Genomic DNA, 23,279 nt, shown 5'->3' on the forward strand with positions numbered 1-23,279 from the left:
GTCACATTCGCCCGTATCTTTTAACAATCAAAAGCGCGCTCAGGGCGCGCTCTTTTAGGGTGGGGAGCAAATACCGTGTCGCTCTGGCCATGTCAACCGGCTAGCCGGGCTTTTTCCCGGCATAACCCTCGCCCGAAGGCTGGAGAAGCTCCGTCACATGGCCCATCTTGCGGCCGGCCCTAGCCTCGGTCTTTCCATAGAGATGCACGAGCACATTGTCACGTTTGAGCCATTGGGGCACGGACAATATGTCATCGCCGATCAGATTCTGCATGACGCAATCCGAGTGACGGGCGGGATTTCCGAGCGGCAGGCCGGCAACGGCGCGGATGTGCTGCTCGAACTGGGAGATGATGCAGGCGGCTTCGGTCCAGTGGCCAGAATTGTGCACGCGGGGCGCCATTTCATTGACAATCAGGCTGCCATCGGAAAGGGCGAAGAACTCTATTCCGATGACGCCGACATAGTCGAGCGCCGTGAGGAGCTTCTTGGCAGCGCGGCTGGCTGCCAGATCTGCCACCGGCGAGAGCCTCGCCGGCAATGTTGAGGTGTGGAGGATGCCGGCGCGGTGGACGTTCTCGGCGGCGTCGTAGCAGGCAACAGTGCCGTCCAGACCACGGGCGGCAATGATCGAAATCTCGCGCTCGAAGGGGATGAAGCTTTCAAGAATCAGGGGAACGCTGCCAAGTGCGGCATATCCGCCGACGGCGCTGTCGCCATTCGAGCGAAAAACGCGCTGGCCCTTGCCGTCATAGCCGAGCCGCCGTGTTTTCAAGACGCCCTGGCCGCCGAAGTCGACAAGCGCCGCTTCGAGATCGACCTGACTGTCGATGGCGTGAAAGCGGGCAGTCGGAATACCGCAGTCGTTGAGGAAGCGCTTTTCCGTCAGCCGATCCTGCGCCATTTCCAGCGCGCGGGGGGGCGGATAGACGGCGACGACCCTTGCAAGGTTTTCGGCGGCCTCGACCGGCACGTTCTCAAATTCATAGGTCACCACATCGCAGACGGCAGCCAATTCGGCAAGCCCCTCGGGATCGTCGTAGGCGGCGATGATCTGCCGATTGGCGACCTGCGCTGCCGGGCAGCCGGCTTGCGGCTCCAGGATGACGGTCTCGAAATTCAACCGTGCCGCGGCCATGGCGAGCATTCGGCCAAGCTGGCCGCCGCCGATGATGCCGATCGTTTTCGTGGTCATAGGTTGTCCATCGGGTATTCGGCAACGGCTGCGCTCTGGCTGGCGCGCCATTCGTCCAGTCGTTCGGCGATATCCTCGTCGCTAAGGGCGAGAACGGCTGCGGCGAGCAGGGCGGCATTGACCGCACCGGCCTTGCCGATCGCCAGCGTGCCGACGGGAATGCCCGCCGGCATCTGCACGATGGACAGAAGGCTGTCCTGTCCGGACAACGCGCGCGACTGCACGGGAACGCCGAAGACGGGCAGCGGCGTCATTGCTGCGGCCATGCCGGGTAGGTGAGCAGCGCCTCCGGCGCCGGCGATAATCACCTTGAAACCTTCGTCGCGAGCACTCTTTGCAAAGGCCACGAGCCTGTCGGGCGTGCGATGCGCCGAGATGATGCGCGCGTCATAGCTGATCTCGAGGGCTTCCAGCGTATCGGCGGCGTTTTTCATCGTCTCCCAGTCGGACTGGCTGCCCATGATGATGGCTACAGGCGGTCTTTCTGTCATGGCGGCGTCATTCCTCTCACGCAATAATGTCAGGTCCCCTCAGGCGATGATATCAGGAATGATCTGATCTTCCAGTTTGCTGAGCCTGTCCTTGATCACCAGCTTCTTCTTCTTCATGCGCTGAACGCGCAGCTGGTCACAGCCTGTCTGGATCATGGCATTGATGGCGACGTCGAAGTCCTCATGCTCCTGGCGCAGCCGCGCCACAATGAGCCTGACTTCCGCCTGTTCCTGATCCGGCATGTCATTATCCCCAATATCGCCCACGGTATCGTGTCCGCCCGGCCGATGAATTCCGCAAGCTCCTATCACCAAATAGTGGTAACGGGAAGTTATCCCTGATCACGAATTTGCCTCTTACAAGTCATGTTTTCGCCTTCGACAACGGCGGGATATTATGACACACTGATGACGTTAGTGCCTAGAACTCCAGCGATGGATGGCTGGGGAAGGTAAGAGGAAGGAAGGATCAAATGACTGTTCAAGCTCATCTTGAATCGCTCCAAAAAAAGCACATCGCCCTAGAGGAGAAATTGCATTTCGCGATGGCGTCGCCTTCTATCGATGACCGTGAGATCGCGGATATCAAACGCATGAAGCTCAGGATCAAAGACCAGATCCAGCGACTGACGATATCAGTGCATTGATTTGAGATGTTGAAACGGTCACCGCGCACATATTCGCGGCAAAATTATCAAAAGCGGCCAGAGAGCCAAAATTTACCGGGAATGCGGTGATCCAACAGAATTTGAGTTTGTAGCGCCAACTTCAAGTGTGACCAGTGGGGGTTGGCGCAAACTCACCCAAGCGGAAATAGAGCCACTCGGTCTCTTCAGGCCCAAAACTGATCCAGCCACAAATTGAGTTTGTCAAAGCCGCGACTGTTGACGGTGTAGATTCTCTTCGTGCCTTCTGAGGTCACCGAAACAAGGTTGCTGTCGAGAAGCGCTTTCAGGTGCTGGGACACCGCCGGCCGGCTGATCGGCAGGCCCTGGGCCAATTCATTCACGGTCTTCGGTGCGCGCCGCAGTTCCTCCAGCAGATATCGCCGGTTCCGGTCAGCTATGGCGGCGAATGGGTCCGTGTTCGACATGGGCGAAAGTTACGTCAAACACATATTTGCGGCAAGTCATTTGTGCGGCGCAGCGAGCCTGGCGCTCACCAGCGAAAACCCCGGCAAAAGTCATCAATGGAAGCCCACCACGCGGCTTTGACCCCGTTTTCCTTAGTGTCCGCTCTTGTCAGCCGGTGGCAACGGAATTACTCACGAGGGCAACATAGCGGATGTCGCCATTTGCGGCTGGACATCGCTGAAACCGGAAGCTTGCCATGACCATCGCCGAGAACCGTTGCCGCCTTGTCCTGATCGTGCCTGACATTGCCGATGCCGGCAGCCAGGCGGCAGTCGTTGCGGACGCGCTTAAGGGCGGCGACGTCGCCTCCGTTATCATTCCGCAATACGGTCTCGACGACGCAACCTTCCAGAAGCATGCGGAAAAAATCGTGCCGATCGTGCAGGAGGCCGGCGCTGCCGCGCTGATCTCTGGCGACAGTCGCGTGGCCGGTCGCGTCAAGGCGGACGGTTTGCATATCGCCGGCAAGCTTCTCGACCTTGCCGAGGCCATGGAGAGCCATGTCCCCAAAATGATCGTTGGCGGCGGCAGCGCGACCGACAGGCATGGGGCTCTCGAAATCGGCGAGCTGAGGCCCGACTACATCTTCTTCGGCAAGCTTGCAGGCGATATCAAGCCGGAAGCGCATCCGAAGAATGTGGCACTTGGCGAATGGTGGGCCTCGATGATCGAAATTCCCTGCGTCGTCATGGGTGGAACCGACCCGAGTTCGGTCGTGGATGTCGCTCTTGCTGGCGTCGAGTTCGTGGCATTGCGCGAAGCGATTTTCGCCGATCCGGCAGCGGCGACTGCAAGGGTCGCTGAGGTCAATGCACTTCTTGACGAAAAAGCGCCACGGTTTGAAGATTGATAGCAGGCCATGTCGCTTTTCATTCGCCACTCGTCCCGTTCCGTTCTTGTCGCGCTCTTTGCCGGGCTGACGGCCTTGCCCTTGACTGCAATGGCGCAATCGGCAGACGGGATAACCGCATCTCCCGATGTCGGCGCCTTCCGCACGGAGCGTATCGAGCCGTCCGGCGAGCCGACGCCCGAAATCTTCCATAAGGGCGACACAAAGGCTGCCGACACGCCTCCTGCCGCGACCGCGGATGTCAAACCTTCCTCAGGTGTCGGCGTCTTCGATCGCATGGGTGCTGATCTTCCGCCGCTTCCACCGGAAAAGCCCTATACCGGACCGGTCGACGAAGCCTACGGCGCTTTTCAGCGCGGGCTGTACCTTACCGCCTTCCAGAAGGCGCTGCCGCGTGCTCAGCTTGGCGATCCGGCAGCCCAGACCATGATCGCCGAATTGCTGGCCCAGGGTCTCGGCGTCAGGCGTGATCGGAAGAATGCGGCCTTCTGGTACAGCAAGGCAGCGGAGGGGGGCGACGCCACCTCGATGTTCAAGTATGCGCTGCTCCTTATCGAGGGTCGCGACGTGGCGCGTGATCGCAAGGCCGCGGATGCCTGGATGAAGAAGGCGGCGGACGCCGGCCAGCCCTCGGCAGAATTCAACTGGGCGCAAAGCCTGACGGCGGACAATCCCGGCGCCAAGGGTTTGGAGCTGGCGCTTCCCTATTACGAGAAATCAGCCGAGCAGGGGATCGCCGACGCGCAATATGCGGTGTCGCAGCTCTATATCAGCCTGCCGAGCATCACGCCGGAGAAGAAATCGCAGGCTCGCACATGGCTGGCAAGGGCTGCCAATTCGGGGTTTGACACGGCGCAGCTCGACATGGGGCTCTGGCTTATCAGCGGCACCGGCGGCCCGGTCGATCTGGAGGGCGGCTTTACCTGGATGAAGGTTGCTGCCTATCGCGGCAACGTCGTTGCGCAGAACAAGCTTGCACATCTCTACATCAACGCCATCGGCACGACCCAGCAACCCATCGAGGCGGCGACCTGGTATGTGATCTCGCGGCGGGCGGGTCTGAAGGATCCCGAGCTGGAGGACTTCTATCTCGGCATCGAGGACGATCAGCAAAAGAGCGCCATCGACGCTGCCAACAAATATCGTCCGGCCAAGTAGATCGCAAAGACAGTGGAGGACGATGGCGCGGTAATTCAGCTTGACGGAATTTGCCAGCGACACAGCTTTTCGGCCATTAACGCCGGCGATATCGCCGCCATGCATCGCTCCACTTGAAATTCGCGCGATTTTGTGGTCTTGAGGCCGCCAATCTTTATCGCGCCACCGATCCCGCAGCGCCGGGACCCGTGCTTCCGGGTCCGGATGGCGTCTTTACGTGTTTCAAGGAAAAGCCCCAATGGCCCGTTCTGCCCTTCTCAATGTCATGGTCCAGGCCGCTCTCAAGGCAGGCAAGTCGCTCAGCCGCGACTTTGGCGAAGTACAGAACCTGCAGGTTTCGGTGAAGGGTCCGGGCGATTTCGTCAGCCAGGCCGACCGCAAGGCCGAAAAAATCATTCGCGACGAACTTCTGAAGGCGCGACCCACCTATGGCTTCCTCGGCGAGGAAAGCGAAGAGATCAAGGGCACCGACGGCGCGCATCGTTGGATCGTCGATCCGCTCGACGGCACCACCAACTTTCTTCATGGCATTCCGATGTTCTCGGTCTCGGTCGCGCTGGAGCGCAACGGCGAGATCGTCGCCGGCGTCATTTTCAACCCGGCAACCGACGAACTCTACACCTCAGAGCGTGGCGGCGGGGCGTTCCTCAACGACCGGCGCCTACGTGTGGCCGGCCGCCGCGTGCTGTCCGACGCCGTCATTGCCTGCGGCATTCCGCATCTCGGTCGCAACAATCACGGCAAGTTCCTCGTCGAGCTGCGTCATGTCATGGGTGAAGTTGCGAGCACCCGCTGCGTCGGCTCGGCCGCCCTCGATCTTGCCTATGTCGCAGCCGGCCGCTTCGACGGCTTCTGGGAAACTGGCCTGCAGCCATGGGATATGGCAGCTGGTCTCCTGCTCATTCGCGAGGCCGGCGGCTTTGTTTCCGATTGGGAAGGCGGCACTGACATGGTCGGCAGCGGCTCGGTGATTTGTGGCAACGAACACATTCAAAAAGCGCTCGCCGAAGTGGTCAAGCGGCCTGTTCCCGGCAAGTAAGCCTAACATTTTCCTGTATTTACCTTAAGCCCAAGCTGTCTGTTGCCAAGCAGACGTTTTGTGTGACTGCACCCTTCATTTCGGCTCGATGTTGCACTAGTCTCCGCAGACGCAAAACTGCGGTGACTGAGGTACCTATGGAAAATGTGAAACTGGCGGACTTGGGCTCGACCGATAATTCGGGCGAGGGCTACGGCTACAAGCTCTCCAGCCCTATGGCTTTCTTCTGGACGATGATCCTTTTTCTGATCATCGTCGGCTTCATCGCCGCGATCCTGTTTCGCCAAGCGAAGGAAGCTTTCCTGCATAATCCCGGCCTCAACGGCTTCATCCTCGGCGTTCTTGGCATCGGCATTCTTCTCGTCTTCAACCATGTCCTGTCGTTGAGGCCCGAGGTCAGATGGTTCAATTCCTTCCGTGCCGTCGGCAATATCGACAAGGCCGGCCGCAAACCTAAGCTTCTTGCGCCGATGAGTGCATTGCTTGGCAGCCGGAAGTCGATGTCGCTGTCGACCACGACGCTTCGATCGATCCTCGATTCCATTGCGACGCGCCTTGATGAATCGCGAGATACGTCGCGCTACATGATCGGGCTTCTGGTCTTTCTCGGGCTGCTCGGCACCTTCTGGGGCCTGATCGGCACGATCGGCTCCATCAATCAGGTCATCCAGTCGCTGGATGTCGGCGCAAACGGTGATATTCTCGGTGCTCTCAAGGAGAGCCTGGCAGCACCACTGGTCGGCATGGGCACGGCCTTTTCCTCATCGCTGCTCGGTCTTTCCGGCTCGCTGATCCTTGGCTTCCTCGATCTACAGGCGGGCCGTGCACAGAACCGTTTCTATACGGAGCTTGAAAACTGGCTGTCATCCGTCACCGATGTCGGCTCCGAGCTGTCGCCAGGCTTTGACAGGGTTGCGGGTGCTTCCTCCGACGACGTCAGGGCGCTGTCAGAGCACATGCGAAAGATTGCGGAAGAGAATGGAGATGGCCAGCGCTCCGTCGCCGCCATGGCCAATCTGGCCGAAGGCATCCAGGGTCTGGTCAAGAACATGCGCAACGAGCAGCAGATGCTCAGAGATTGGATAGAGGCGCAGCAGGAGGAGGCGAAATCGATGCGCCGAACGCTCGACCGGCTATCGGACCGGATCGGCAGCATCGAGAAGACCGGGAGCAAGTAGGCCATGGGGCTCGCGCGAAACAAGCGCCGCGAACGGACGGTCGACTACTGGCCAGGCTTCGTCGACGCGCTGTCCACCCTTTTGATGTCGATCATGTTCCTGCTGACGGTGTTCGTCATCGGACAGTTCATCCTCAGCCGCGAAATTACCGGCCGTGACGAAGTCCTCAATCGCCTGAACAGCCAGGTCAATGAATTGACCCAGCTGCTGGCGCTCGAAAAGGGCGGCAAGCAGGATCTGGAGGATTCCGTTGCCAATCTGCAGTCGTCGCTGGCGACCGCTGAGAGCGAACGCTCCAGGCTGCAGGCCTTGCTCGATGCCGGCTCCGGAAATTCGCAAGCCGCGCAGCAGCGCATCGGGACGCTTACCCAGCAGCTTGACGAGCAGAAGCAGACTAGCACCCGCGCGCTCAGCCAGGTCGACCTACTCAACCAGCAAATTGCTGCGCTGCGCAATCAAATCGCCGCCGTCGAGGCTGCGCTACAAGCGTCGGAGGCGAAGGACGACAGCTCGCAGGTAAAGATCGCCGATCTCGGACGGCGCTTGAACGTCGCGCTGGCCCAGCGCGTCCAGGAGCTCAATCGCTACCGCTCTGATTTCTTCGGGCGGCTGCGCGAAATCCTCTCCGATCGGGACAATATCCGCATCGTCGGCGACCGCTTCGTCTTCCAGTCGGAAGTGCTGTTCCCGTCAGGTGGCGCGGACCTCAATGCCGACGGCCAGACCGAAATGGCGAAGCTTGCGGCCGCCCTGATCGACGTCGCCAAGGAAATTCCGCCCGAAATCAACTGGGTTCTGCGCGTCGACGGCCATACGGACAACGTGCCGCTTTCCGGCACCGGCCGATACGCAGACAATTGGGCGCTGTCCTCGGCGCGTGCCATCGCGGTCGTCAAGTATCTGATCGGGCAAGGCGTGCCGGCCGACAGGCTGGTGGCTGCCGGCTTCGGTGAATTCCAACCGATTGCACCTGGAGACACACCGGAAGCCCATGCTACCAACCGCCGTATCGAGCTGAAGCTAACGGAGAAGTAACGGGCCTTCTCGAGAGCCTGAGGACGTTCGGCGTGTCGGCTCAACTTAAGGGCGGTGCCGCTGACCCCCGCTCCACAAGGGCGGGTTTGGGCGTGACGGAGCGATCGATCTGCTGGCGCTCCAGGACGATGCGTACGGCAATTTCTGCAATCTCCTGGATCGGCTGGCGGATCGTCGTCAAGCACGGCACGACCAGAGACACCAACGGGATATCGTCGAAGCCGCCAATCGACAGATCTTCAGATACGCGGATGCGCAGATCCCGCCAGACGCGTCGCAGATGATCACCGGGGTCGTCATTGTCGTTGCCGTCATCATCGACAAGTATCGTGAACGCATCACTGCCGCCTGACGTCGCCTTGTCGTTGCTCGAGAAAGCGGCGAAGGACGGGGCTTTCGCTAAGGCCGATGGCGATATCGTAGGCTGCGATCGCGTCTTCCAGCCGCCCGGCTCGGCAAAGAAGATGGGCGCGAACGGCCCAGTAGGGCTGGTAGGACCCCACGTCGGCCGGATCGAGCCGATCAAGGCAGGCAAGGCCTATTTGCGGGCCGCGCGTCCTGCCAAGCACGGCCGCGTGGCTGACGAACGCACCAATGGTCGGCCGCATCTCGATGAGAGCTGCATAGAGCATCTCAAGCGCCGGCCAATCGGTCTCACCGGTCAGGCGGCGTGCGGCATGAACGGCCTGAATGGCCGCCTGGCATTGGAACGGGCCGAAACGATCGAACGCGCCGGCCTGCGTCAACAGCCTGTCGGCTTCGACGTTCATTGCCTCGTTCCATCGCGAGACGTCCTGCTCTTCCAGCGGAACGTAGTTTCCATCGGCGTCCCGGCGGGCGCCGCGTCGGGCCTCGCAGTAGAGCGTCAATGCCAGCAGGCCCATGACCTCGGGATCTCCCGGGAGAATTGACAGCAGGGCACGGACGAGCCAGATCGCTTCCTCGGTCAGATCGTTTCGGACGTTGTCGCTGCCGTCGAGCCCGTCCCATCCCAAGCCGTATGCGGCGTAAATTGCCGCAAGCACGCCCGACAGGCGATCCGAAAGGATCGACCTATCTGGAATCGTAAAGGGGATGCCGGCATCGCGGATCTTGGTCTTGGCACGGACCAGCCGCTGGCCCATTGCCTCCGGCGAGACGAGGAAGCTTGAGGCGATATTCCGCGCGTCGATGCCGAGCACCGTCTGCAGCATGAGCGGCGCGTGCATCGCCGGCTCGATCGCCGGATGGGTGCAGGCGAATAGAAGCTTCAGCCGCTCGTCGGGAAAGATGTCTTCCGTGGAGGAGGCCCTGTTCATCCGCTCTTCCGCTTCTTCCATCGCGATCTGGATCACCCCTCGCGCAGCCGTCTGGACATTGCGATGTCGCGCTTCCCGAAAAAGATTGCGCCTGGCTGCAACCAGCAGCCAGGCATCCGGATTGTCCGGAACGCCTCTCTCGGGCCAGACGCGCAAGGCACTGGCAAGTGCGTCGGACAAAGCATCTTCCGCTGCCGGCACATCCCGGCTGCGCGACGCGAGATAGGCAACCAATTTGCCATAGGACTGGCGCGCCGAACGTTCAGCTGCGCGGCGCGCGTCGTTACCCATGGCCCTGGCTCACATTGTCAACACAGGTCGCACTTCGACCGACCCCTGTTCCGATATCGGAACCCGGGCCGCCCATTCCATCGCGACATCGATATCCGGCACGTCGATCAGATAAAAGCCACCAAGCTGCTCCTTGCCGTCGGGGAACGGTCCGTCCTGCACCTCGCGCTTGTCGCCGCGGATCCGCAGCACTGTTCCGGTCTCAGGCGCCTGAAGGCCTGCTCCGCCTGTCACTATGCCCGCCTGCTGGATCGCTTGCGTATAGGCAACCCAGCCGGCCCGGTATTTTTCACCGGCGGTGGGATTGTCTCGCAGTGCGAAATCCTGGGCCGATTCGCGAATAAGGATGGCATATTTCATAGCTGTTCTCCTGATGCTCGTGTGATTTGCGAAAGACGAGGCCAAACCCGGCAATGCCATATTTGCCCGTCTTTCATCGGTGGAGCGCTTCACTCATGCGGTCCGATACAATGAGCCTTGGGCCGCAACAGTTTCGACAGGGACGGCAAAAATCTTTTGTGCTCGGCAGACGGGATTGGCCTTGACGACCGACTATTAAATGACGACGGCCCATGGAATTGCGGCCGGCATGCCCTCAGGCAGCCGGCCGCAATTGAACAACGCGATCTATGAAGATCCAGGCCTCAGGCGAGCGCCGTCGTCTGATCGTCGATGTTGGCGTCCGGTACATGCTTCTTGATCGATTCGATGGCGTGCAGGGCCGACGCCTTCGCCTTGTATCCTTCGGAGCCGAACATCGTTTCGCCGTTCGATGCCTTGAACCGGAAGCGGAACTCGCCGGCCTTGTCCTTGTAAACTTCGAATTTATACATCTCGCCCGTCTCCCTGACAGATCGCTTTGACTCGCTTCCACGTTGAAAGCGTATCGTATTGCCGCCTGAAAGATCAATTCCTGTCAAGTCGGCTTCGTCGACAAAACGCTCTGCAACCTCACCAGAAGCGAATTCCGGCAGAGATTTCGGTCTGTCACCGTTCAAAGGCGCACTTACTTCACCGCCAACATGTGTTCCTCGACACCGGCGTCGAATTGCAGCCGGGCAAGTTTTGCGTAGATGCCGCCGTGGCGGACGAGGCTTTGGTGGGTGCCTTCCTCGACGATGCGGCCATGATCCATGACGAGAATGCGGTCGGCCTTGAGCACTGTCGCGAGACGGTGGGCGATGACGACGGTGGTGCGGCCTTCCATCAACCCGTCGAGCGCTTTCTGCACGAGCGTCTCGCTTTCGGCATCGAGCGCGGAAGTGGCTTCGTCAAGTAGAAGGATCGGCGCGTTCTTGAGGATGGCCCGGGCGACGGCGATGCGCTGGCGCTGGCCGCCAGAAAGGGTAATACCGCGCTCGCCGACCGGCGTATCGTAGCCCTGTTCCAGTCGAGCAATGAACTCGTCAGCCTGCGCTGCCCGCGCCGCTGCTTCGACCTCGGAGCGCGTGGCGCCAGGGCGGCCGAAGGCGATGTTCTCATGGATGCTTGCAACGAAGATGGTCACATCCTGCGGCACGATCGCGATGCGTTCGCGCAAGGCGTCGGGCGACACTTTCCGGGCATCGATACCATCGATCATGACCGAGCCCTGCTGCGGATCGTAAAAGCGCAGCACGAGAGAGAAGACGGTGCTCTTTCCAGCACCTGAGGGGCCGACGATTGCCACCGTCTCTCCGGGCTTGACGGCGAGCGATAGGCCGTGGAGCGCGGATTTCCCAGGTCGCGACGGGTAAGAGAAATGAACGCCGGAGAATTCGACCCGGCCTTCGGAGGGCTCGGGCAGCGGAACGGGATCTGCCGGGCTTGCAATCGGCGAGACTTCGCCCAGAAGTTCGTTGAGGCGATCGGCGGCGCCCGCCGCCTGAGACAGTTCGCCCCAGACTTCCGACAGCGCGCCAAGCGAGCCCGCGGCAATGACGGAATAGAGCAGGAACTGACCGAGCGTGCCGGCAGACAGTGTTCCGTCGAGAACGTTATGTGCACCGACCCAGAGCACGGCGACGACGCTGCCGAAGATCAGCGCGATTGCAAATCCCGTCAGCAGGGCGCGCGACTTGACGGCCGAGCGGGCGGCCTCGTAGGCATTTTCCACGGCGCCGCCATAGCGGGCGGCCGCGGCGTTCTCGCCGTTGAAGGCCTGGACCGTGCGGGTGGCACCGATGGTCTCGTTGGCGAAGGCAGAGGCGTTGGCGAGCATGTCCTGTGCCGCCCGCGAGCGCTTACGCACCGATCGACCGAAGGCCACGAGCGGCAGGACGATGAGGGGAATGGCGACGAGCACGATGCTCGACAGCTTCGGGCTGGTGGCGATCATCATCACCATGGCGCCGAAACAGAGGATGAGGTTGCGCAACGCGACCGAGGCGGTTGCGCCAACGGCCGATTTGATCTGCGTCGTGTCGGCCGTCAGCCGCGAGACGATCTCGCCTGACTGGTTGACGTCGAAGAAGGAAGGCGACAGCCGGGTCACGTGGTCGAAGACCTCGCGGCGCAGATCGGAGACGATCCGCTCGCCGAGCGTTATGACGAAATAATAGCGAAGCGCGCTCGCGGCGGCCAGCACCACCGCCATTGCCATGATCATTGCGAAATAGCTGTTGATGAAGGTGCTGTCGGACTGTGAGAAACCGTGGTCGATCATCCGTCGTACCGCAAGCGGCAGGGTCAGCGATGTAATCGCTGCCAGCGTCAGCGCGACGATCGCGCCGGTCACCATGCCGCGATAACGCAGGAGATAGGGTGTCAATCGGCCGAGCGGGCGGATCGAGCTGCGCTTTTTCGCCTCAGTTTGTAGCGTCTCTGCCAAATCCCGTTCCATCCTTCAAAAAGCCCTGACGTAGCGGGCCTGATGGCTCTTGTTATCTTTGCCACCTTCCTGTATAGGCACCGCATCTTAATGGGAAGCCGTAGCCTTGATCGGACTGCGGCTTCATTTATTCAATCGGTTCCCTTGCCGCAATGGGTTGCGACAAATGGACCCCGGCATGGCAGGAAGATTGTTATGAAGGCGAACATTCACCCGGAATACCACATGATCAAGGTGGTCATGACCGACGGCACCGAATACCAGACCCGCTCGACCTGGGGGACTGAAGGCGCCGTCATGAACCTCGAAATCGACAGCAAGTCCCATCCGGCCTGGACCGGCGGCAACCAGCAGCTGATGGACCGCGGCGGTCGCCTTTCGAAGTTCAACAAGCGCTTCGGCGGCCTCGGCCTCTAATCGCTTCGTCGCGTCATGTGTTGAGAGAGCCCGGTTTCGCCGGGCTTTTTTGTTGCCTGCATTCGACGGGAAGCGGTTACATATTATTGGAGCTTCTATTCGGTGAAGAGGTCAGCGTGGCCGCCGGTCCGCGCAAGCTGCAGCTCGTCGTTCTCTACGCGGTAGATCAGCAACCAATCCGGTTCAATGCGCAGATCGCGAAATCCTCGCCAGTCGCCGCGAAGCGGATGGTCACGATAGTCGGCCGGCAGGTTCTGCTGCTCGAGCAGCAGAACCTGCCGGAGCTTCGTCATGTCCCTATTGCGTTTTTCCCTTCGCCGGATGTCGCGTTTGAATCTGCCAGATCGAACCGCGACCAGTACAGCTAGATGCGCAGGTCTTTGAACAAAGCATTTGCATTCTCAAGGCGTTTTCCCTTGCCTTCATCCAGTTCCCGTATTGCTTTCGCGGTCGCTGCCTTCGGCACCTTTACATCAAATGGCAATCGTTGCTCGTCTGCGATCCGCAACATCAGCAACCGGATTGCGTCGGACACTGAAAGCCCTATAGCCTCCAGCGCCGCCGTCGCTCGCTCCTTGGTGTCGAGGTCAATCCGCGCGCGGACTATTTGATCGGCGGCGGCCATCGCGGTTTCCTCGTTATCAATCTGGGGTTCTATTGTAGCTACAAATTCGCCGCTCTCCCAAAGGCATGCTGGAGAGACGGCGCATATCGTCCAAACAACAAAAACCGGTCACGCCGAGCGTCACCGGTTTGATCAAATATTGTAGCTCTTGCTTAGTTCAGGCCAAAGGCGGTCTGCAGCAGGTTTAGCTGGGCCTGGACGCTGTTCTGGTTGTCCGGAACCTTCTGGACCTCCGACGGGCGATAGATCTCGCGGTCGAGCAGGGCGATGCGGTTCTGCAGGCGGAGCGAGCGTTCGACGAGATCGCGGAAAGCTTCCGGCAGGTCGTTCCAGCCCGGCGCGCTGCGATCGACGTTGAAGCCGTCGAGGCGCACCTTGTTCTTTTCGCTCAGGACCTGGTCGCGAGACATTTCACCGTTGTTGACGGCGCGCTGCAGAAGAAGCCAGGAGGCCATCTGCATCAGGCGTGTTGTCAGGCGCATGGATTCGGCGGCGTAAAGGACCGAGGCCATCCGCGGCAGCACTTTGGCGGCGGCCCGGCCATTGCCATCGAGATAACCCGCGGTCTCTTCGACCAGCGTCATACCTTCGGAATATAGCCCCTTGAACTGCGAGGACGATGCAGCACGTCCCGCGAAGCTGATCGTGTTCAATCCAAGTTCGGACATGCAGGTAATCCCCGTTTCACGCACACTTACCTTGAAGTAACGCAGGCGTTGCGCAGATTGTTTCGTCGCCCTCGTTCTTATGCCTTCAAGATGGTATTTCTAACCGAAATCCGCAAGGCGATTCTTAAGAAAGGGTTAATCTCCACAGTTTCGTCGGCCCTTAGGGGAACCAACGAAAAAAGAAGAGCCGCAAAGGCGGCTCTCAAGGTAAAACAGGGAGAAAAATCAGAGCAATTCGCCAAGTGGTGAAACTGTCTGAGTCCAGACAAAATCTGGATAGCTCCAGTAATATCTTATAAAGGCTAATATCGGGTTAAGGCTGCCCCGAAACTGTACTTTGAAGGGCGGATCGCCTTTAGGAACGGAAGAGATTCTCCGCTGCCTTGCGGCCGGATTGCTTGCTCGCGCATTCTGTTTCCAGCCTGGCGATTTCAGCCTGGAGCAGGCCGATGCGTGCCTTCAGTTCGTCGAACGAAAGCATGGAAAGGTCGCTGCCGATTTCGTGCGCAATCGGCTTTTTCGGTCGATCGTCGTCGAAGATGCTCATGATCTGTCCTCCTCAGCCGAATTTTACCTCAGGATCAACAGCTTCTGCAACGACATCCGTGCGGTTGGCGAGCGACATGCTCTCCGGCGTTATCATCTGGGCATTGGCCGAAGGCATGTTGGTATAAGCATCTCGAGCGCCGGCCGGAATTGGCGCGCGCCTCCTGCTGCGGAATATCGCATAGGCGGTGATCAACACGTGGGCCAACGCAGTGACAAAGAACAGGGAGTAGGGGCCGACCGCGGTCATGACCGGGCCGCTTAGCGTCGGGCCGATGATCGTGCCGATGCCGTAGAGAAGCAGCAGGCCGCCAGAGACCTTGACGAAATCCTCCGACGAGGCGAAGTCGTTCGCGTGGGCGACGGCAATCGGATAGAGCGTGTTTGCCGCTGCACCATAGATGATTACCAGGGTGATGAGGAAAACGGGACTGGCGGGTTGCCAGACGAACAGCAGCAGGCCGTCGATCGCGGCGACGCACGCCATCATCGCCAGCACGTAGCGGCGGTCGATACGGTCGGACAGGCGGCCGGCTGGAAGCTGCATGACGGCGCCGGCAAAGATCGTCGCGCTCATCATGATGGCGATGTTGCTGTCCGACAGGCCGGCCCGGGCGCCGAAGACGGCGCCAAGCGTGCCGTAGGCGCCATTGGCGATGCCGACAAGGAGAATGCCGAGGCAGGAGACCGGTGAATTGCGATAAAGCGCGCGCAGGTCGAGGCTGACGGCTTTCAGCGGCTGCGGCGAGGCGGCATTCGACAATGTTGTCGGCAGCATGGCGACGCAATAGCAGATGCCACAGACCATGAAGAGCATCGGGGTATGGATATCGCCGAACGGGATCATCATCTGGCCGCCGACGGCGCCGAGGAGCGTGATGCCGATATAGAGCGAAAAGATCGCGCCGCGGCTCTCGTTGGTGGCACGTTCGTTCAACCAGCTTTCGATGATCATCGAGGTGCCGGCGGTGCAAAAGCCGGTGACGGCACGCAGGACCACCCACCAGGTGCTGTCGACGATGAGGCCGGTCAAAAGAGCGATGATGGCGATGACCGAGATGAAGCCTGAGAAGGCACGCACATGGCCGATGCGTCGCACAAGCTTCGGCGCCGTGATGCAGCCAAGGACGAAGCCGGTGGCCCAGGTCGTTCCCAAAAGGCCGAGCGTCGTCGTTTCATAGCCTTCCGCCGTGCCGCGAACCGGCAGGAGCAGGCTGTGCAACCCATTGCCCATGAACAGGAAGAGCGTGCCGAAAAGCAGGGCAAGGACCGGTAAAAGATTTCTTCTCATTTCAACAATCTCGGATGTGTGAGCTTAAAAATCAGATAAGTCGGCATCGCCATCCGCCAAGCATTGATTGTCTATCGGGAACGCTTTAACCGCTTGAATAGGATGTCTGTTGCCGGGCAAAAATGTCGCCTCTGTGACGCCGCCGCAATATAGAGAATGTCATGTCCAAATTGATAGGTCTGTTGCTGATTTTGGCAATGGCGGTGCACATCATCAGGCCGCTCGGGCTGCCCGGTCTGAAGCGGCGGGGTGACTTCTGGAGGATCGCAGTCGGCGCATTTGCGATCTGGTCGATCGCGCTGGTGTTCCGCGAGGCTTTCTAGAGCTCGATCGTTCCCCGCATCATCGGAACACAGCGCCCGGAGATCGTCACCGTGCCGAGGATTTCTGCAGATTTGCTGACCTGAACCCCTATCAGGCTGGATCGTCCCATCTCGACGCCTTGCTCGATCGTGATTTTTGCATCGACATTCGCCTCTGGCATCAGGGATACGAGATAGGCGCCGAGCGCTGCCGAAGCACTTCCTGTTGCCGGGTCTTCCATCACATCGTCGAGCGGCGCGAACATGCGGGCGCGGATATGCCAGGGATCATTGGCTTCGCGGGCGTAGAGGAAGAGCGAGAAGTCCGGCTGCTGCGGATGGTTGCTCAGCGCTTGTGCGAAAATCGCAAGATTGGGCCTGGCTGCGGCAAGGCTTTCCAGGCCATCGACCTCAGCAAAGACAAAGGGCAGACCAACGGACGCAAATAGCGGTGCGTGCGTAGAGAGACGGATTGCCGTGACGTCGAGCGAGGCGCAGCAGTGGGCGACTAGTTCAGCTGCAACGCCTGGGCCTGTTATCAGGGGCTGCGGGGCCTTGATTGCAGCGCCGGTGATCTCCCCATCTTCGCGGAGAAGCTGGACTTCGACCAGCCCTGCCTGCTCTTCGAGGCCAATAACATCGCCAACAGCGCGACCGAACAGTTCTTTCTGCCGCCCGAGCACGAATGCGGTGCCGACATTCGGGTGACCGGCGAATGGAACTTCTGTCGTCGGCGTGAAGATGCGAACGCGGGCCGTATTGCGAGGGTCCTCAGGCGGAAGCACGAAGGTGGATTCCGAATAGTTGAACTCGGCGGCGATCTTCTGCATCGCCTCACCGCTCAAGCCGCGCGCATCGGGAATGACGGCGAGCGGGTTGCCGGCAAAGCGCATTGCGGTGAAGACATCGAGAGTGACATAGGCAACGGCTCTCATGACATCTCCATAGAAAAATTGATGCGCCATTCTCAGCGCCCAGATCGGTCCGATGAAGTCCCAATCTTGTGTCGGTGACAATTGTCGGCTCTGCCGAATGGGAAAACCCCACCCCAAACTGAAACGGCCCCCGAAAGTTGGATAACTCTTTGGGGGCCGTTTCGAGGCAATCAGGCTTGGTATGCTGCTAAAGAGCGCCCTTGATCAGGCTGCCTTTTCCAGTTCCTTTTTCCAGCTTCCCTTGGCGGCAAGGCTGTTCATCTCGGCGCGATGAGAAAATTCGCGCTGGCCTGCCGCGACGTTTTCCTTCTTGCCGTTCCAGGCCTTGAGGGCGCTGTCTTGCAGGGCGCGACCATAGGAAAAGGTGACATGCCAGGGCAGGTCATAGCCGGAATTGATTGCGGAGAGATGCGCCGTCGCCTCTTCGGTCGACTGGCCGCCGGAGAGGAACGCGATGCCCGGCACGGCTGATGGAACGGTCTCTTTCAGAACCTTGACGGTGCGCTCGGCAACCTGTTCGACCGAGGCCTTTCGAAGCTTCTTGCCGTCGATGACCATGCTCGGCTTCAGGATCATACCTTCGAGATTGATGCGTTCTTCGTTGAGCGCCTCGAAGACGATCTGCAGCGTCCAGCGCGTCACTTCCTCGCTGCGGGCGAGATCCTGCGTGCCGGGTACGCCGTCCATCAGCACTTCCGGCTCGACGATCGGGACGATCTTTGCTTCTTGGCAAAGGGCTGCATAGCGCGCCAGCGCATGCGCATTGGCCTTGATCGAGCCGTAGCTCGGCAGCGTGTCGGAGATGGCGATCACGCCGCGCCATTTGGCAAAGCGAGCGCCAGCGTCGTAATATTTGGCCAGGCGGTCGGCAAGGCCGTCGAGGCCTTCGGTTACGGTTTCGCCGGGGAACAGGGCCATGGGCTTGGCGCCGATGTCGACCTTGATGCCGGGGACGGCGCCGGCAGCGCGGATGACGTCGACGAAGGGCGTTCCGTCAGCTGCCTTTTGGAACAGCGTCTCTTCATAAAGGATCACGCCGGAGATGTATTTCTTCATGGCGTCGTCCGACCGGAAGAGCATTTCGCGATAGTCGCGGCGGCTTTCTTCTGACGAGACGAGATTGATCGCGTCGAAACGCTTCTTGATCGTGGCGGTGGATTCGTCGGCTGCAAGGAGGCCTCTGCCGCCTGAAACCATCTTTACGGCAATGTCTTCAATTCGTTCGCTCATTTTGTTCTCCAAGTCTCGTTTCGGTCCGCGTCATGATCATATAGATCGGCGATAACAGAAGTTTGTAGAGAGGAAAATGCTAAGCTAAATTATTGAAACGATTGAATTGGTTTAAACCGATTGAAAGATGAGATCTTATTTTAACACCGCGTGGGAGGCCGCGAAAGCTTGTCCCACGCGGGATTGCGAAAGCGCTATCTGTGCTCGGTCAGAACGGCGACGCCGGGCAGGACCTTGCCTTCCATCCACTCGAGGAAAGCGCCGCCCGCGGTCGAGACATAGGTAAAGTCATCGACGACGCCGGCGTGGTTGAGCGCCGATACCGTGTCGCCGCCGCCGGCAACGGAGGTAAGCTTGCCGGCCCTGGTGCATTCGGCGGCGTGCTTTGCCGCGGCCACCGTTGCAGCATCGAAGGGGGCGATCTCGAAGGCGCCGAGCGGGCCGTTCCAGACCAGCGTCGATGCACGGGAAATCCAGGCTTTCACCGCCTCGACAGATCTAGGGCCGACGTCAAGTACCATGGCGTCCGCGGGGATTGCGTCAATCGCGACGACTTCATTGGCGGCTCCGGCCTTGAATTCGCGGGCGACGACACCGTCTTCCGGCAGCACGATGGCACAGCCCGATGTGGCGGCCTCGATCATGATCTGGCGAGCCGTGTCGGCGAGATCGTGTTCGCAGAGCGACTTGCCGACATCGTCGCCGCGCGCGGCGATAAATGTGTTTGCCATGCCGCCGCCGATGACCAGGGCGTCGACTTTCTTGACCAGGTTCATCAACAGGTCGATCTTGCTGGAAACCTTGGCGCCGCCGACGATGGCAACCACAGGGCGAACCGGATTGCCGAGGCCTTTTTCCAGCGCCTCGAGTTCGGCCTGCATGGTCCGGCCGGCATAGGCGGGGAGGTGGTGCGCAAGGCCTTCAGTCGATGCGTGGGCGCGATGGGCGGCCGAAAAGGCGTCGTTGACGTAGATGTCGCCGTTGGCGGCAAGCGCCTTGGTGAAGTCCGGATCGTTCTTTTCCTCGCCCTTGTGGAAGCGGGTGTTTTCCAGGAGCAGGATATCGCCATTGCCCATCCTGGCAACGGTGCCGCTTGCCTCGGGGCCGACGCAATCGGAGGCAAAGAGTACGGCGTGATCAAGCACTTCCTCGACCGTCGGCACAATCAGCGACAGCGACATGTCGGGCGAGGGGCCATCCTTCGGGCGGCCGAAATGGGCAAGCAGGATGACCTTGGCGCCCTTCTTCGACAATTCGAGAATGGTCGGCGCGACGCGCTCGATACGGGTCGCGTCGGTGACCTTTCCGTCCTTCACCGGAACGTTGAGATCGACGCGCACGAGGACGCGCTTGCCTGCGATATCGGAAAGATCGTCGATGGTCTTGAAGGCTGGCATTTGTGATATCCGGAGTTTGTCATGGCTTACGAGTTTCGGCCGACCATACTACGGATGCGATGATACGCAAGGCGCTCAGGCGCCGTTTTCGCCGGTATTCGAACCGTTTGAAACCGGCTCGGTCGCGGGGTCGGCGATTGGCTTGGAAAGCCGGTTGCGACGGTTGCGCAGACGGTTTCGCAATCGATCGGCGATTTCGTGAAGGTTGATGAAGATCGGGAAGGTCATCGAGGGTTCGACTGCCTCGAGCGACATGCCCACCGAGCGGATGTGGTCGGTTTCGTCGAGGTCCCGCACGATCAGTATCAGCGAGCCGAGGCGAACGCGGTCGGCATAATCCGCCTTGCCGCCGAGGCGCTGCTTCATCAGATCGGCGATGGTCAGCGTCTTTTCCTGCTCGTTCAGAAGGCCTGGACCATAAGCGGCATCGAGATCGGCTGCGGGGCGCAACGGCGAGATCGCGAATGCGCCGAAGAAATCCGTGTCTTCCGGATCGACCGGCGCGCGGCTGGCGAACAGCCTGTCGAGCAGGCGCGAATAGCTGGGCGCGATGAAGAGATAGACGAGGTCGTTTTCGCGCAGCCTCCCGGCATATTGATAGCGCATCGACTTGCCGTCGCGCACGACCAGCGAAGGCATGGCCCAGCGCGGAATGCGCTCGCCGCGCAGGACCGGGCTATCCCTGACGACCTTGTAGGAGAGCAATTCGTGATGAGCCGCACCCGGTAGGTCGATCTCGACTTTCTGGACGGCTCCCATTCGTGGCGGCGTGATCAGGCCGAGTTTCCGCGCGACCGGCTTGATGGTCCAGCCCTGGATCAGGAGCGAGACCAGCACGACGATGAAGGCGACGTTGAAATAGGTCTGGGCGTGATCGAGCTTGCCGAGGATCGGCATGATGGCAAGCAGTATGGAGACGGCGCCGCGCAGGCCGACCCAGGCGACGAAGCCGGTCTCGCGCTGGATGTAGTCGAACGGCAGCAGACAGAGCCAGACCGCGGCCGGGCGGGCTATGAAGATCAGGAACATTGCCAAAAGTATGGCCGGGATTGCGATCGCCGGAAATTGCGACGGCGTGGCAAGCAGGCCGAGGACCAGGAACATGATGATCTGGGCAAGCCAGGTCATGCCGTCCTGGAAGCGCTTGATGGTGCCCGATGCCGGCATCTTCTTGTTGCCGGCATAGATGCCCGCAACATAGACCGCGAGGAAGCCGCTGCCGCCGACAGCGCCAGTGAATGAAAAGACCAGCAGCGCCAGTGCCAGCACGAAGATCGGGGTCAGGCCACGATCCGTCTCCAGCCGTCCGGCGACGAGCACGATCATCATGCCGCCGAGCAGGCCCAGGATGACGCCAAGCCCCATCTGCTGCACGAACATCGCCAGCATGGCGAGATTGATGCCGCTATAGCCCTCGCGGCTGCCGATCGTCTCGACAAGGGCGATGGTCAGGAAGATCGCCATCGGGTCGTTGGTGCCGGACTCGACTTCCAGCGTCGAGCGCACCTTGTCGCGGATATTGATCCCGCCAATGCGCAACAGGAAGAAGACGGCGGCCGCATCCGTCGAGGCGACGATCGAGCCGAGCAGCAGGCCCTCGAGCCAGGTAAAGCCGAGCAGCCAGGATGCGGCAAGGCCGAAGAGCGAAGCCGTCAGCAAGACACCGACCGAGGCGAGCGTGAGGGATGGGATGGCGGCGATCTTGAACGATTGGAGCGATGTTCCGTAACCGCTGTCGAAGAGGATGACGGCAAGGGCGATCGAGCCGAGGATATAGGCGAGGTAGTTGTTGCTAAACTCGATGCCGAGCCCGTCCGTGCCGGCGATGAGGCCGATGAGCAGGAAGAGCAGCAACAAGGGCGCGCCGAAGCGGAAGGCGAGGAGGCTCGAAAACGCAGCGATCAGGACCAGGACCGTCGAGACCAAGACCACGATGTAGAATGCTTCCACCGACCGTTCCCCTTTCAGTGCAACCGTTTCCCCGAGGCCCGCCGCCGCATTTTAGCGCCGGCGTCTGGCTGCCCTCCGTCACCGGCCCATCGAACTGTGCCGAGCGCCGAGCGGAAAAAGCTAGGCCTCGCTTGACCAGAGCGTGCATGGTCAAGCGCCCGTCTGTCAATTTTCAACTTATGCGACGCAGCGTTTGCTGGAACGGCAACAAGAATGGGAATGCCCGGAAGAGCTCCGGTCCTTAAAAATTTATAGATCAATCTGGACGAGAGAAGGGCGAAATGTGGGGCAAATCAAGTGCCTAATTAAAAAAGCGGCCCGGTTTCCCGGGCCGCTTTGTCTATAGATTGAAAGTTCGTCCTGTCAGATGAGCTTGGCGAAGGCGACGGCCGTGTCGGCCATGCGGTTCGAGAAGCCCCATTCATTGTCGTACCAGGTCAGGATGCGCACGAAGGTGCCTTCGAGAACCTTGGTCTGGTCGAATGCGAAGATCGAGGAATGCGGATCGTGGTTGAAGTCGCGCGAAACCAGCGGCTCGTCGGTGTAGCCGAGAACGCCCTTCAGCTTGCCGTCGGCGGCAGACTTGATCGCTTCGTTGATCTCGGCAACGGTCGTGCTGCGCTTGGCGACGAAGTTGAGGTCGACGACGGAGACGTTCGGGGTGGGGACGCGGATCGACGTGCCGTCGAGCTTGCCCTTCAGTTCCGGCAGAACCAGGCCGACAGCCTTTGCAGCGCCGGTCGACGTCGGGATCATCGAAAGTGCTGCAGCGCGGGCGCGATACAGATCCTTGTGCATCTGGTCGAGCGACGGCTGGTCGTTGGTGTAGGAGTGGATCGTCGTCATGAAGCCATGGTCGATGCCGACGGCGTCGTTCAGCACCTTGACGACCGGAACCAGGCAGTTCGTCGTGCAGGAGGCATTGGAGATGACCAGATGTTCCCTGGTCAGCTGATGATGGTTGACGCCGAAGACGACGGTAAGGTCGGCGCCGTCAGCGGGAGCCGAGACGATGACGCGCTTTGCGCCTGCCGCCAGGTGCAGAGCCGCCTTGTCGCGCGAGGTGAAGAAGCCGGTGCATTCGAGCGCGATGTCGACGCCGTATTCCTTGTGCGGCAGGGCTGCCGGATCCTTGATCGCGGTAACCTTGATCGGCTTGCCGTTGCCGACGATGATCGTGTCACCCTCGACCTTCACCTGCGCGGGGAAACGGCCGTGGACGCTGTCGTAGCGCAGAAGATGGGCGTTGGTCTCGACCGGGCCGAGATCGTTGATCGCAACGACCTCGATGTCGGTGCGGCCGGATTCGACGATGGCACGAAGGACGTTACGGCCGATGCGGCCGAAACCGTTGATGGCAACTTTTACAGTCATTGAGTTCTCTCCCGATCAGGCAGGGCATTGCGTTTCAGTGAAACGGAGGACGCATCAGGCGTCCTCC

General features: G+C 60.3%; 27 protein-coding genes. 8 read left to right on the forward strand and 19 right to left on the reverse strand.

Features of this window, described 5'->3' with window-relative positions; genetic code table 11:
* Window positions 1–100: 100 nt before the first annotated feature.
* From AB4Z52_RS00645 to AB4Z52_RS00655, 3 genes are read right to left on the reverse strand one after another with little or no spacing between them, the layout of a single operon-like run.
* Entirely contained in the window at window positions 101–1,195 is a 1,095-nt protein-coding gene (locus AB4Z52_RS00645; RefSeq protein WP_442215889.1) for a 5-(carboxyamino)imidazole ribonucleotide synthase, read from the reverse strand.
* A complete protein-coding gene (purE, locus tag AB4Z52_RS00650) occupies window positions 1,192–1,686 on the reverse strand; it encodes a 5-(carboxyamino)imidazole ribonucleotide mutase (RefSeq protein ID WP_442215891.1) in 495 nt (164 codons plus the stop codon). The genes AB4Z52_RS00645 and purE overlap by 4 nt, the downstream gene beginning before the upstream one ends.
* Before the next feature lie 39 nt (window positions 1,687–1,725).
* A complete protein-coding gene (locus AB4Z52_RS00655) occupies window positions 1,726–1,929 on the reverse strand; it encodes a YdcH family protein (RefSeq protein ID WP_111162635.1) in 204 nt (67 codons plus the stop codon).
* A gap of 230 nt (window positions 1,930–2,159) precedes the next feature.
* Here AB4Z52_RS00655 and AB4Z52_RS00660 point away from each other — a divergent pair, with 230 nt between their 5' ends.
* Window positions 2,160–2,333, forward strand: coding sequence for a YdcH family protein (locus tag AB4Z52_RS00660; protein WP_442215893.1), 174 nt, complete (start codon window positions 2,160–2,162; stop codon window positions 2,331–2,333).
* Between the two features lie 185 nt (window positions 2,334–2,518).
* Here the strand turns inward: AB4Z52_RS00660 and AB4Z52_RS00665 are convergent, their stop codons facing one another.
* Window positions 2,519–2,779 carry an ArsR/SmtB family transcription factor gene (locus AB4Z52_RS00665; RefSeq protein ID WP_442215894.1) on the reverse strand — a complete coding sequence of 87 codons (261 nt, stop codon included), beginning with the start codon at window positions 2,777–2,779 and terminating at the stop codon, window positions 2,519–2,521.
* A gap of 236 nt (window positions 2,780–3,015) precedes the next feature.
* Here AB4Z52_RS00665 and AB4Z52_RS00670 point away from each other — a divergent pair, with 236 nt between their 5' ends.
* From AB4Z52_RS00670 to AB4Z52_RS00690, 5 genes are all read left to right on the forward strand, one after another.
* Window positions 3,016–3,669, forward strand: coding sequence for a thiamine phosphate synthase (locus tag AB4Z52_RS00670; protein ID WP_442215896.1), 654 nt, complete (start codon window positions 3,016–3,018; stop codon window positions 3,667–3,669).
* Window positions 3,670–3,678: 9 nt separating this feature from the next.
* The gene (locus AB4Z52_RS00675; protein ID WP_442215898.1) at window positions 3,679–4,827 is read left to right on the forward strand and encodes a tetratricopeptide repeat protein; all 1,149 of its coding nucleotides are present in this window, start codon (window positions 3,679–3,681) and stop codon (window positions 4,825–4,827) included.
* Window positions 4,828–5,065: 238 nt separating this feature from the next.
* A complete protein-coding gene (locus tag AB4Z52_RS00680; protein WP_442215900.1) occupies window positions 5,066–5,866 on the forward strand; it encodes an inositol monophosphatase family protein in 801 nt (266 codons plus the stop codon).
* A gap of 137 nt (window positions 5,867–6,003) precedes the next feature.
* Window positions 6,004–7,044, forward strand: a complete 1,041-nt coding sequence (locus AB4Z52_RS00685; protein WP_442215902.1) for a MotA/TolQ/ExbB proton channel family protein — start codon at window positions 6,004–6,006, stop codon at window positions 7,042–7,044.
* Window positions 7,045–7,047: 3 nt separating this feature from the next.
* On the forward strand, window positions 7,048–8,079 hold the full coding sequence (locus AB4Z52_RS00690; RefSeq protein ID WP_442215904.1) for a peptidoglycan -binding protein: 1,032 nt from the start codon (window positions 7,048–7,050) through the stop codon (window positions 8,077–8,079).
* Window positions 8,080–8,119: 40 nt separating this feature from the next.
* Here AB4Z52_RS00690 and AB4Z52_RS00695 read toward each other — a convergent pair whose 3' ends face one another.
* The 5 genes from AB4Z52_RS00695 to AB4Z52_RS00715 form a co-directional block, all read right to left on the reverse strand.
* Window positions 8,120–8,497 (reverse strand): substrate-binding domain-containing protein, encoded by a 378-nt coding sequence (locus AB4Z52_RS00695; protein ID WP_442216623.1) that lies wholly within the window; start codon window positions 8,495–8,497, stop codon window positions 8,120–8,122.
* Window positions 8,418–9,668, reverse strand: a complete 1,251-nt coding sequence (locus AB4Z52_RS00700; RefSeq protein ID WP_442215906.1) for an RNA polymerase sigma factor — start codon at window positions 9,666–9,668, stop codon at window positions 8,418–8,420. The genes AB4Z52_RS00695 and AB4Z52_RS00700 overlap by 80 nt, the downstream gene beginning before the upstream one ends.
* Before the next feature lie 9 nt (window positions 9,669–9,677).
* Complete coding sequence (locus AB4Z52_RS00705; RefSeq protein WP_442215908.1) at window positions 9,678–10,028, reverse strand: YciI family protein; 351 nt, start codon at window positions 10,026–10,028, stop codon at window positions 9,678–9,680.
* Between the two features lie 284 nt (window positions 10,029–10,312).
* On the reverse strand, window positions 10,313–10,501 hold the full coding sequence (locus AB4Z52_RS00710; RefSeq protein ID WP_442215910.1) for a YegP family protein: 189 nt from the start codon (window positions 10,499–10,501) through the stop codon (window positions 10,313–10,315).
* A gap of 173 nt (window positions 10,502–10,674) precedes the next feature.
* Window positions 10,675–12,477 (reverse strand): ABC transporter transmembrane domain-containing protein, encoded by a 1,803-nt coding sequence (locus AB4Z52_RS00715; RefSeq protein WP_442215912.1) that lies wholly within the window; start codon window positions 12,475–12,477, stop codon window positions 10,675–10,677.
* Window positions 12,478–12,672: 195 nt separating this feature from the next.
* Here AB4Z52_RS00715 and rpmE point away from each other — a divergent pair, with 195 nt between their 5' ends.
* On the forward strand, window positions 12,673–12,894 hold the full coding sequence (rpmE, locus tag AB4Z52_RS00720) for a 50S ribosomal protein L31 (RefSeq protein WP_442215914.1): 222 nt from the start codon (window positions 12,673–12,675) through the stop codon (window positions 12,892–12,894).
* A gap of 95 nt (window positions 12,895–12,989) precedes the next feature.
* Here rpmE and AB4Z52_RS00725 read toward each other — a convergent pair whose 3' ends face one another.
* The 5 genes from AB4Z52_RS00725 to AB4Z52_RS00745 form a co-directional block, all read right to left on the reverse strand.
* Window positions 12,990–13,253 (reverse strand): type II toxin-antitoxin system YafQ family toxin, encoded by a 264-nt coding sequence (locus AB4Z52_RS00725; protein WP_442216624.1) that lies wholly within the window; start codon window positions 13,251–13,253, stop codon window positions 12,990–12,992.
* A 5-nt stretch (window positions 13,254–13,258) separates the two neighbouring features.
* A complete protein-coding gene (locus tag AB4Z52_RS00730; RefSeq protein WP_442215916.1) occupies window positions 13,259–13,519 on the reverse strand; it encodes a type II toxin-antitoxin system RelB/DinJ family antitoxin in 261 nt (86 codons plus the stop codon).
* Between the two features lie 152 nt (window positions 13,520–13,671).
* On the reverse strand, window positions 13,672–14,187 hold the full coding sequence (gene rcdA / locus AB4Z52_RS00735) for a protease adaptor protein RcdA (protein WP_442215918.1): 516 nt from the start codon (window positions 14,185–14,187) through the stop codon (window positions 13,672–13,674).
* Between the two features lie 355 nt (window positions 14,188–14,542).
* Window positions 14,543–14,734 carry a DUF1192 domain-containing protein gene (locus tag AB4Z52_RS00740; RefSeq protein ID WP_442215920.1) on the reverse strand — a complete coding sequence of 64 codons (192 nt, stop codon included), beginning with the start codon at window positions 14,732–14,734 and terminating at the stop codon, window positions 14,543–14,545.
* Between the two features lie 12 nt (window positions 14,735–14,746).
* Window positions 14,747–16,024, reverse strand: a complete 1,278-nt coding sequence (locus AB4Z52_RS00745; protein WP_442215922.1) for an MFS transporter — start codon at window positions 16,022–16,024, stop codon at window positions 14,747–14,749.
* Between the two features lie 161 nt (window positions 16,025–16,185).
* Here AB4Z52_RS00745 and AB4Z52_RS00750 point away from each other — a divergent pair, with 161 nt between their 5' ends.
* Window positions 16,186–16,347: a hypothetical protein gene (locus AB4Z52_RS00750; RefSeq protein WP_442215924.1), complete on the forward strand. Its 162-nt coding sequence runs from the start codon at window positions 16,186–16,188 to the stop codon at window positions 16,345–16,347.
* Here AB4Z52_RS00750 and AB4Z52_RS00755 read toward each other — a convergent pair.
* From AB4Z52_RS00755 to gap, 5 genes are all read right to left on the reverse strand, one after another.
* Window positions 16,344–17,261: a PhzF family phenazine biosynthesis protein gene (locus AB4Z52_RS00755; protein ID WP_442215926.1), complete on the reverse strand. Its 918-nt coding sequence runs from the start codon at window positions 17,259–17,261 to the stop codon at window positions 16,344–16,346. The two genes, AB4Z52_RS00750 and AB4Z52_RS00755, sit on opposite strands and share 4 nt — an antisense overlap.
* A 204-nt stretch (window positions 17,262–17,465) precedes the next feature.
* A complete protein-coding gene (locus AB4Z52_RS00760) occupies window positions 17,466–18,491 on the reverse strand; it encodes a class I fructose-bisphosphate aldolase (RefSeq protein WP_442215927.1) in 1,026 nt (341 codons plus the stop codon).
* A 194-nt stretch (window positions 18,492–18,685) separates the two neighbouring features.
* Complete coding sequence (locus AB4Z52_RS00765; RefSeq protein WP_442215929.1) at window positions 18,686–19,888, reverse strand: phosphoglycerate kinase; 1,203 nt, start codon at window positions 19,886–19,888, stop codon at window positions 18,686–18,688.
* 75 nt (window positions 19,889–19,963) lie between these two features.
* The gene (locus AB4Z52_RS00770) at window positions 19,964–21,838 is read right to left on the reverse strand and encodes a potassium/proton antiporter (protein WP_442215931.1); all 1,875 of its coding nucleotides are present in this window, start codon (window positions 21,836–21,838) and stop codon (window positions 19,964–19,966) included.
* Window positions 21,839–22,201: 363 nt separating this feature from the next.
* Window positions 22,202–23,212, reverse strand: a complete 1,011-nt coding sequence (gene gap / locus AB4Z52_RS00775) for a type I glyceraldehyde-3-phosphate dehydrogenase (protein WP_442215933.1) — start codon at window positions 23,210–23,212, stop codon at window positions 22,202–22,204.
* Window positions 23,213–23,279: the final 67 nt, after the last annotated feature.

This window comes from Rhizobium sp. 2YAF20 (genome assembly GCF_052114685.1).
Taxonomy (GTDB): Bacteria; Pseudomonadota; Alphaproteobacteria; order Rhizobiales; family Rhizobiaceae; genus Rhizobium.

Bases quoted from the DNA above. Each gene is read 5' to 3' on its own strand.
- AB4Z52_RS00705 (WP_442215908.1), bottom strand. From the start codon at position 10,028: ATGAAATATGCCATCCTTATTCGCGAATCGGCCCAGGATTTCGCACTG.
- AB4Z52_RS00700 (WP_442215906.1), bottom strand. From the start codon at position 9,668: ATGGGTAACGACGCGCGCCGCGCAGCTGAACGTTCGGCGCGCCAGTCC.
- AB4Z52_RS00680 (WP_442215900.1), top strand. From the start codon at position 5,066: ATGGCCCGTTCTGCCCTTCTCAATGTCATGGTCCAGGCCGCTCTCAAG.
- AB4Z52_RS00750 (WP_442215924.1), top strand. From the start codon at position 16,186: ATGTCCAAATTGATAGGTCTGTTGCTGATTTTGGCAATGGCGGTGCAC.
- gap (WP_442215933.1), bottom strand. From the start codon at position 23,212: ATGACTGTAAAAGTTGCCATCAACGGTTTCGGCCGCATCGGCCGTAAC.
- rpmE (WP_442215914.1), top strand. From the start codon at position 12,673: ATGAAGGCGAACATTCACCCGGAATACCACATGATCAAGGTGGTCATG.
- AB4Z52_RS00690 (WP_442215904.1), top strand. From the start codon at position 7,048: ATGGGGCTCGCGCGAAACAAGCGCCGCGAACGGACGGTCGACTACTGG.
- AB4Z52_RS00655 (WP_111162635.1), bottom strand. From the start codon at position 1,929: ATGCCGGATCAGGAACAGGCGGAAGTCAGGCTCATTGTGGCGCGGCTG.
- rcdA (WP_442215918.1), bottom strand. From the start codon at position 14,187: ATGTCCGAACTTGGATTGAACACGATCAGCTTCGCGGGACGTGCTGCA.
- AB4Z52_RS00660 (WP_442215893.1), top strand. From the start codon at position 2,160: ATGACTGTTCAAGCTCATCTTGAATCGCTCCAAAAAAAGCACATCGCC.
- AB4Z52_RS00665 (WP_442215894.1), bottom strand. From the start codon at position 2,779: ATGTCGAACACGGACCCATTCGCCGCCATAGCTGACCGGAACCGGCGA.
- AB4Z52_RS00730 (WP_442215916.1), bottom strand. From the start codon at position 13,519: ATGGCCGCCGCCGATCAAATAGTCCGCGCGCGGATTGACCTCGACACC.
- AB4Z52_RS00755 (WP_442215926.1), bottom strand. From the start codon at position 17,261: ATGAGAGCCGTTGCCTATGTCACTCTCGATGTCTTCACCGCAATGCGC.
- AB4Z52_RS00710 (WP_442215910.1), bottom strand. From the start codon at position 10,501: ATGTATAAATTCGAAGTTTACAAGGACAAGGCCGGCGAGTTCCGCTTC.
- AB4Z52_RS00745 (WP_442215922.1), bottom strand. From the start codon at position 16,024: ATGAGAAGAAATCTTTTACCGGTCCTTGCCCTGCTTTTCGGCACGCTC.
- AB4Z52_RS00670 (WP_442215896.1), top strand. From the start codon at position 3,016: ATGACCATCGCCGAGAACCGTTGCCGCCTTGTCCTGATCGTGCCTGAC.
- AB4Z52_RS00685 (WP_442215902.1), top strand. From the start codon at position 6,004: ATGGAAAATGTGAAACTGGCGGACTTGGGCTCGACCGATAATTCGGGC.
- AB4Z52_RS00740 (WP_442215920.1), bottom strand. From the start codon at position 14,734: ATGAGCATCTTCGACGACGATCGACCGAAAAAGCCGATTGCGCACGAA.
- AB4Z52_RS00760 (WP_442215927.1), bottom strand. From the start codon at position 18,491: ATGAGCGAACGAATTGAAGACATTGCCGTAAAGATGGTTTCAGGCGGC.
- AB4Z52_RS00645 (WP_442215889.1), bottom strand. From the start codon at position 1,195: ATGACCACGAAAACGATCGGCATCATCGGCGGCGGCCAGCTTGGCCGA.
- AB4Z52_RS00675 (WP_442215898.1), top strand. From the start codon at position 3,679: ATGTCGCTTTTCATTCGCCACTCGTCCCGTTCCGTTCTTGTCGCGCTC.
- purE (WP_442215891.1), bottom strand. From the start codon at position 1,686: ATGACAGAAAGACCGCCTGTAGCCATCATCATGGGCAGCCAGTCCGAC.
- AB4Z52_RS00765 (WP_442215929.1), bottom strand. From the start codon at position 19,888: ATGCCAGCCTTCAAGACCATCGACGATCTTTCCGATATCGCAGGCAAG.